Raw genomic sequence first — 770 nt, forward strand, 5'->3', positions numbered from 1 at the left:
TTTCCCTTGGTCTGCTAATAAAGTGGCTGCTAATAAAGGTAAAACAGCGTTTTTTGCACCATCAACCCTTACATGCCCATTTAACTTACGGCCACCCTTAACAATCATGTTTTCCGTCATTTTTATTATCACCTATCTAATATTAATTTATTTGTTTCAAATGTCTATGCTTGGTTTTGTATATCAAGAGTAGCATATACATGTAATTGATGACAATTATAAGGTACCAAATAGACGGTCACCAGCGTCACCAAGACCTGGTAAGATGTAGCCATCTTCGTTTAACTTCTCATCTAATGCACCCGAAAAAATATCAACTTCTGGGTAAGCATCTTGTAAAGCTTTAACACCTTCTGGCGCTGCAACTAAACATACAAATTTAATGCTTTCTGCTTTAACATTACGTTTCACTAGAGAATCAATGGCCATGATGGCAGATCCACCAGTCGCTAACATTGGGTCTACTACGATTACTTCACGCTCTTCAATGTCTTGAGGCATTTTGAAGAAGTATTCTTGTGGTTGTAAAGTTTCTTCGTCACGGAACATACCAATGTGACCTACTTTTGCTGCAGGCATCAATAATAGCATGCCATCAACCATTCCTAAACCAGCACGTAATATTGGGGCAATCGCTAATTTTTTACCAGCAATAACTTTTTGGGTTGTTTTAACTAAAGGTGTTTCAATTTCAACTTCTTCCATTGATAAATCACGCGTTACCTCGTAACCAAGAAACATCGTAATTTCATTTACCAATTCACGGAAAC

At 37.4% G+C, this 770-nt stretch carries 1 protein-coding gene; it reads right to left on the reverse strand.

All coding sequences use genetic code 11. The features are described 5' to 3' along the window. Positions 1 to 216 precede the first annotated feature (216 nt). A partial coding sequence (gene upp, locus ACRCJ0_RS17125) for a uracil phosphoribosyltransferase (RefSeq protein ID WP_431391363.1) occupies positions 217 to 770 on the reverse strand: 554 nt, incomplete at its 5' end.

The sequence above is a fragment of the Aerococcus sp. L_32 genome, from assembly GCF_050689315.1.